The organism is Rugamonas sp., assembly GCF_025354735.1.
Lineage (GTDB): Bacteria > Pseudomonadota > Gammaproteobacteria > Burkholderiales > Burkholderiaceae_D > Rugamonas.
In genome coordinates, this window is sequence record NZ_JANXMI010000117.1 from 1 (window position 1) to 6,042 (window position 6,042).

Genomic DNA, 6,042 nt, shown 5'->3' on the forward strand with positions numbered 1-6,042 from the left:
AAGTTCGTGATCATTGGCCACTGATTTATAGCCTTGTCGGCCATCCAGATATTGCCGAACCACTGTCAGCTTGAACTGCTCGTTGTACTTGGTCATGAAAAAAACCCAAAAGTTGGTGTCCAACTTTTGGGGTTCAGTTCACAGATGGTCCCTTTTTTTGAAAACGTTTAGAAGCAGTGTTCCGGCGCCGGGAAGCTGCCGTTCTTGACGGCGGCGACGTAGGCGCCGACGGCGGCGTCTATGCTGGTCTGGCCGTCCATGAAGTTCTTGACGAACTTCGCTTTGCGGCCCGGGAACACGCCCAGCAGGTCGTGCATCACCAGCACCTGTCCCGAGCAGTCCGGGCCCGCGCCGATGCCGATGGTCGGAATCTTCAGCAGCGCCGTCACTTCCTTGCCCAGCTGCGCGGGAATGGCCTCGAGCACCACCATCGCCGCGCCGGCCGCCTGCAAGGCCAGCGCGTCGGCCTTGAGCAGCTCCGCGCTTTCGATGGTTTTGCCCTGCACTTTATAGCCGCCCAGCTGGTGCACCGATTGCGGCGTCAGGCCGAGGTGGGCGCAGACCGGGATGGAGCGCTCGGTGAGGAAGCGCATGGTGTCGGCCAGCCATGCGCCGCCTTCGATCTTGACCATGTGCGCGCCGGCCCGCATCAGCGCGACGGCGTTGTCGAAGGCCTGCTGCGGCGTGCCGTAGGTGCCGAAGGCCATATCGGCCAGCACCATGGCCGACTTGCTGCCGCGCGCGACGGCGGCCGTGTGGTAGGCGACATCGGCATTGGTGACCGGCAGCGTCGAATCGTGGCCGTTGCAGACCATGCCGAGCGAATCGCCGATCAGCAGCACTTCGACGCCGCAGCGGTCCATCAGCGAGGCGAAGCTGGCGTCGTAGGCGGTCAGCATGGTGATTTTTTCGCCGGCGGCGCGCAGCGCGTTCAGCGACGGGATGGTGACGGCCTTGGTGGCGACCGGTTTCACCGGCGCCGGCGTGGCGGCCGTGCCGGTTGCGCCAGCGGCGGCGGCAGGAGTGGGGCCGGCGGCCATCTCGTTTCCTTGCAAATAACCAGACATGGGTATCCTTAAAAATTGGGTGCGACGGCGATAGTGTAGACCTTCGTCCACCATCTTGCCGGGGAGGGGATCAGCTGCGGAAGATGAAGTAGACCGCGCCGACCAGGCACATGCCGGCCCACACGTAATCGAGTTTGAACGGCTGGTCCATGAAGAACATCGCGAACGGCACGAACACGGTCAGCGTGATCGCTTCCTGCATGATCTTCAGTTGCGCCAGGCTGTACTGGCTGTAGCCGATGCGGTTGGCCGGCACTTGCAGCAGGTATTCGAACAGCGCGATGCCCCAGCTGATGAGCGCCGCGATCCACCACGCCTTGTTGGACAGGCTTTTCAGATGCCCGTACCAGGCCACCGTCATGAAGACGTTGGACATGGTCAGCAGGCCGACGGTTTGGACGATCACGGGAATCTGCATGCGGGTCTCGACTTGGTTTGGAGTTGGTCGCGGGTTAAAAATGCGTGCTAAATCAGTTGGCCACGCTGTGTCATGCTGTGTGTCAGCGTGCTTAGACGCGGCGAGCTGCATTATAAGCCACCGATTTGCCAACCCGGCATGCATCTGGAGTTGAACCCGGCCTGAAGCGGCCTGCCTCAGTTCAAGACGCTGATGTCCTGATCCGCCACCGCCGCCGCGAATTGCCGCGCCGGGCCCAGGCCGGGCAGGGCGATGGCCGGCGCCAGTTCCAGCAGCGGCACCAGCACGAAGGCGCGCTGGTGCAGGCGCGGATGGGGCACGGTCAGCGTGGCGCTGGCGATGCGGGCGTCGCCGTACAGCAGCAGGTCGAGGTCCAGCGTGCGCGGGGCGTTGCGGTAGGGCCGTTCGCGGCCATGCGCCTGCTCGATGCCGTGCAGCGCCTGCAGCAGCGCTTCGGCGTCCAGCGCGGTCGCCACGCGGGCGACGGCGTTGATGTAGTCGTCGCCGCTGGAGTCGATGGGCGCGGTGCGGTACAGGCGCGATACGGCTTGCAGCGCGCAGCCGTCGAGGCGGCGCAGGCGTTCGATGGCGTCGGCCACGTTGGCGCGCGCGTCGCCGAGATTGGCGCCGATGCCGATATAGGCGGTGGTGCTCATGCCGCGATTTTCCGGACTGCGGTCAGGGACGCGGCTTATTCGCCGTCGCCGCCGTGGCCACCGGCGTCGCCGCCGGCGCCTTCCGCCACGCCGGCCGCGCCCTTGCTGCGGCCACCGCGGCGCGGCGCGCGTTTCTTTTTCACGCCGCCTTCGCCGCCGCCGGCGCGGCCCACGTTCGACAGCAGTTCTTCGCGCGCGATTTCGTCGCCCTCATAGAAATCGGTCCACCACTGGCCGATCTCGCCGTCGATCTCGCCGGAGGCGCAGCGCAGCAGCAGGAAGTCGTAGCCGGCGCGGAAGCGCGGGTGCTCGAGCAGCTTGTGCGGCGACTTGCCGGTGCGGCGCTCGAAGCGCGGCTGCATCGACCAGATGTCGCGCATGTCGGTGCCGATCTTGCGTTGCAGCGCCAGTTTTTCGGTCTGCGAATCGAGCACGTCGTCGGCCGCCAGGTGCAGCGCCGGGATCGGCAATTCGCCGGCGGCGCGATAGGCGGTCCACTTTTCCAGCACCTGGTGCCACAGCAGCGAGGCGAACAAAAAGCCCGGCGAGACGGTCTTGCCGGCGACGATGCGGGCGTCCGTCGAGTCCAGCGCCAGCGTGACGAACTTCACGCCCAGCGGCTGTTCGAGCACCACGTCGAGCAGCGGCAGCAGGCCGTGGTGCAGGCCTTCCTTGCGCAGTTGCTGGAGGCAGGCCAGCGCCTGGCCGCTCATCAGCAGCTTGAGCATCTCGTCGAACACGCGCGCGGCCGGCACGTTGTTGATCAGCGGCGCCATGACGGGTATCGGCGCGGCCGTTTCCGGCTCGATGGTGAATTTGAGCTTGGCGGCGAAGCGCACCACGCGCAGCATGCGCACCGGGTCTTCGCGGTAGCGCGCCTCCGGCTGGCCGATGATGCGCAGCGTGCGGGCGCGGATGTCGTCGATGCCGCCGTGGTAGTCCAGCACCTGTTCGTTGGCCGGGTTGTAGTACATGGCGTTGATGGTGAAGTCGCGCCGCACCGCGTCCTCGGCCTGCGAGCCGAAGGTGTTGTCGCGCAGGACGCGGCCATGTTCATCCTTGGGCGCCGAGTCGGACGTGGTGCCGCGGAAGGTCGTCACTTCCAGCAGGTCCTGGCCGAATATCACGTGCACGATCTGGAAGCGCTTGCCGATGATGAAGGCGCGCCGGAATAATTTGCGGACCTGTTCCGGCGTGGCGTTGGTGGCGATGTCGAAGTCTTTCGGCTTCACGCCGAGCAGCAGGTCGCGCACGGCGCCGCCGACGACGAAGGCTTCGAAGCCGGCCTCCTGCAGCGTGCTGGTGACGCGCACCGCATTGTTCGACAGCAGGCGCGGTTCGATGCGGTGCTCGTCGGGACCGATCACGATCGGCGTGCTGGTGTCGCGACCACCCTTGTTGTTCTTGGTGCCGAGGATTTTGCGGATCAGTTTCTTAATCATTGAATAGGTCGAGTAGTGGCCAGTCTTGTGCTGAGGCGTGGGCCTTCAGTGCGGCGTTGGGGTTGGTCGCAACGGGGTGGGTGACGACGGACATCAGCGGGATATCGTTGTGCGAATCGCTGTAAAAGTGGCTGGACTCGAAGCCGTCGAGCGTCAGGCCCAGGCTTTCCAGCCAGGCCTTGGTGTGGGCGACCTTGCCGGCGCCCTGGGTCGGCGTGCCGATCAATTTGCCGGTCAGGTTGCCCCCGGCGTCGGTCTCGGGCATCGCCGCGATCAGGTGCTTCACGCCCAGCGCCTGCGCGATCGGCGCCGTGACGAAGTGGTTGGTGGCCGTGACGATGGCCACCAGGTCGCCGCCGTCCTGGTGCTTTTGCAGCAGGGCGCGGGCCTGCGGGCGGATCGCCGGCGCGATCACCTCGTCCATGAACTGGCGGTGCATGGCGTCGAGCCGCGGCCGCGGAAAGCGCGCCAATGTGCCGAGCGCGAACTCCAGATATGCGACCGGGTCCAGCGTGCCGGCCTGGTACTGGGCGAAGAAGGCGTCGTTGCGGCGCGCGTGTTCGAGCGCGTCGACCGCGCCGGTACGCACCAGGAACTGGCCCCATTCGTGGTCCGAGTCGATCGGCAGCAGGGTGTGGTCTAAGTCGAACAGGGCGAGCTTCATCATTCTTTCGCTTCCGCCTGCAACCACTCGCGCAGCAGCGGCAGGGTGATCGGACGTTGGGTTTCTAGGGAATATTGGTCCAGCGAGTCCAGCATCGTCGACAGCGAGCGCATGTCGCGCCGAAAATGGGACAGCAGATAGGGTAACACGCCGGGCGACAGCGTCAAGCCGCGGGCGGTGGCGGCGGCGCTCAGGGCGGCCACCTTTTCGTCGTCGCTGAGGCCGTGGATCTGGTAGATCAGGCCCCAGCCCATGCGCGTGCGCAGGTCTTCGCGCACCGGCAGCACGGCCGGCGCCACCGCGCCGCTGCACACCATGAAGGCGTTGTTGGCGCGGATTTCGTTGAACAGGGCGAAGGCGTCGATCTGCGCCACCGGCGACAGCTTTTCGCAGTCGTCGAGCAGATACAGGCTCACTTCGGGCACGTAGACGAATTCGGATTCGATCGAGAACGGCGAGATGTAGCGCGCGCCGCCGTGGCCGCCCTCGGTGCTGGCCAGGGCCTTGAGCAGATGCGTCTTGCCGACGCCGGGGCCGCCCCACAGGTAGGCGAAGTGTTCGCGCGCGCCGCGCGCGGCGAATTGCGCCATCAGCTGGGCCGCTTCGGCGTTCTGTCCCACCTCGAACGAGTCGAGGCTGTGCGCCTGGTCTGCGCCTAAATCGAGCACCAGTTGTTTCATGGTGTACGCCCTGTACTGAGTATTTGTATCACGGTTAGTCGTCTCACCCTATGCATTATAGAAGCTGCTGCTCAGGTAGTGGCGACGCAAATGCTTGAACGCGACCATCAGGATGGCCGAGGCCGGCAGCGCCAGCAGCACGCCGACGAAGCCGAACAGCTGGCCGAAGGCCAGCAGCGCGAAGATCACGGCCAGCGGATTGAGGCCGATCCGTTCGCCCACCAGGCGCGGCGTGAGCACGAAGCCTTCCATCACCTGGCCGACGCCGTAGATGATGGCCACCGACACCAGGCCGCTCCAGTCGGCAAACTGCAGCACGGCCGCGATCAGCGCCAGCGCCAGCCCGAGGCCGAAGCCGAGGTAGGGGATGAACACCAGCAGGCCGGTGATGATGCCGACCGGCAAGGCGACGTCGAAGCCGGCGATGCTCAGGGCGACCGAATAGTAAATCGCCAGCACCAGCATCACCAGCAGCTGGCCGCGCAGATACTGGGCCAGCAGGGTGTCGACCTCGTTGGCCATGGCCGTGGTGCGGCCTATCCAGCGCCGCGGCACGGCGCCGGCGATGCGCGCCAGCATGGCGTGCCAGTCGAGCAGGATGTAGAACAGCACCACGGGGATCAGGACCAGGGTGGTGATCCAGCCCAGCACGGCGATCCCGCCCACCCGCGCCGACGCCAGCACGGCGCTCCAGATTTCGTCGCCGCTGGTGGCCATCTGGCGCGAGACGATGGTCTTGATGCCGGCGCTGTCGAGCTTGACCTTCAGGCCCAGCTCCTGCAGGCGCGGGCCGAGCATGTCGTTGAGCTTGGCGAGGAAGGCGGGGATCTGGGCCTGCATCATCGGCACCTCCTTTTCCAGCACCGGCACCACGATCAGCACCAGGGCGGCGATGGCGCTGAAGAACAGCATCACGACGATGAACACGGCCAGCGCGCGGGGCAGGTCCCAGCGGCCCAGGTGCAGGCGGTCGAGGCGGTCGACGCCGGGATTGAGCGCGTAGGCGATGATGGCGGCGGCCAGGAACGGCGTCAGCACCGGACCGAGGGTAATCAACAACAGGAGAAACGCCAGCCAGACCGCCACCCAAAATGCCGTTTGTTTTTGCTCTACCG

At 65.8% G+C, this 6,042-nt stretch carries 7 protein-coding genes; all 7 read right to left on the bottom strand.

The features are described 5' to 3' along the window. Window positions 1–167: 167 nt before the first annotated feature. A complete protein-coding gene (gene panB, locus Q0S71_RS09870) occupies window positions 168–1,067 on the bottom strand; it encodes a 3-methyl-2-oxobutanoate hydroxymethyltransferase (protein WP_295994345.1) in 900 nt (299 codons plus the stop codon). 70 nt (window positions 1,068–1,137) lie between these two features. Further along, window positions 1,138–1,485 (bottom strand): DMT family protein, encoded by a 348-nt coding sequence (locus Q0S71_RS09875; protein WP_295994347.1) that lies wholly within the window; start codon window positions 1,483–1,485, stop codon window positions 1,138–1,140. A 176-nt stretch (window positions 1,486–1,661) separates the two neighbouring features. Then, a complete protein-coding gene (folK, locus tag Q0S71_RS09880; protein ID WP_295994350.1) occupies window positions 1,662–2,141 on the bottom strand; it encodes a 2-amino-4-hydroxy-6-hydroxymethyldihydropteridine diphosphokinase in 480 nt (159 codons plus the stop codon). Window positions 2,142–2,176: 35 nt separating this feature from the next. After that, a complete protein-coding gene (pcnB, locus tag Q0S71_RS09885) occupies window positions 2,177–3,583 on the bottom strand; it encodes a polynucleotide adenylyltransferase PcnB (protein ID WP_295994351.1) in 1,407 nt (468 codons plus the stop codon). After that, entirely contained in the window at window positions 3,576–4,247 is a 672-nt protein-coding gene (locus tag Q0S71_RS09890) for an HAD family phosphatase (protein ID WP_295994356.1), read from the bottom strand. The genes pcnB and Q0S71_RS09890 overlap by 8 nt, the downstream gene beginning before the upstream one ends. Then, the gene (gene hda / locus Q0S71_RS09895) at window positions 4,247–4,927 is read right to left on the bottom strand and encodes a DnaA regulatory inactivator Hda (protein WP_295994353.1); all 681 of its coding nucleotides are present in this window, start codon (window positions 4,925–4,927) and stop codon (window positions 4,247–4,249) included. Before hda ends, Q0S71_RS09890 begins: the two co-directional genes overlap by 1 nt. Window positions 4,928–4,975: 48 nt before the next feature. Then, a partial coding sequence (locus Q0S71_RS09900) for an AI-2E family transporter (RefSeq protein WP_295994355.1) occupies window positions 4,976–6,042 on the bottom strand: 1,067 nt, incomplete at its 5' end.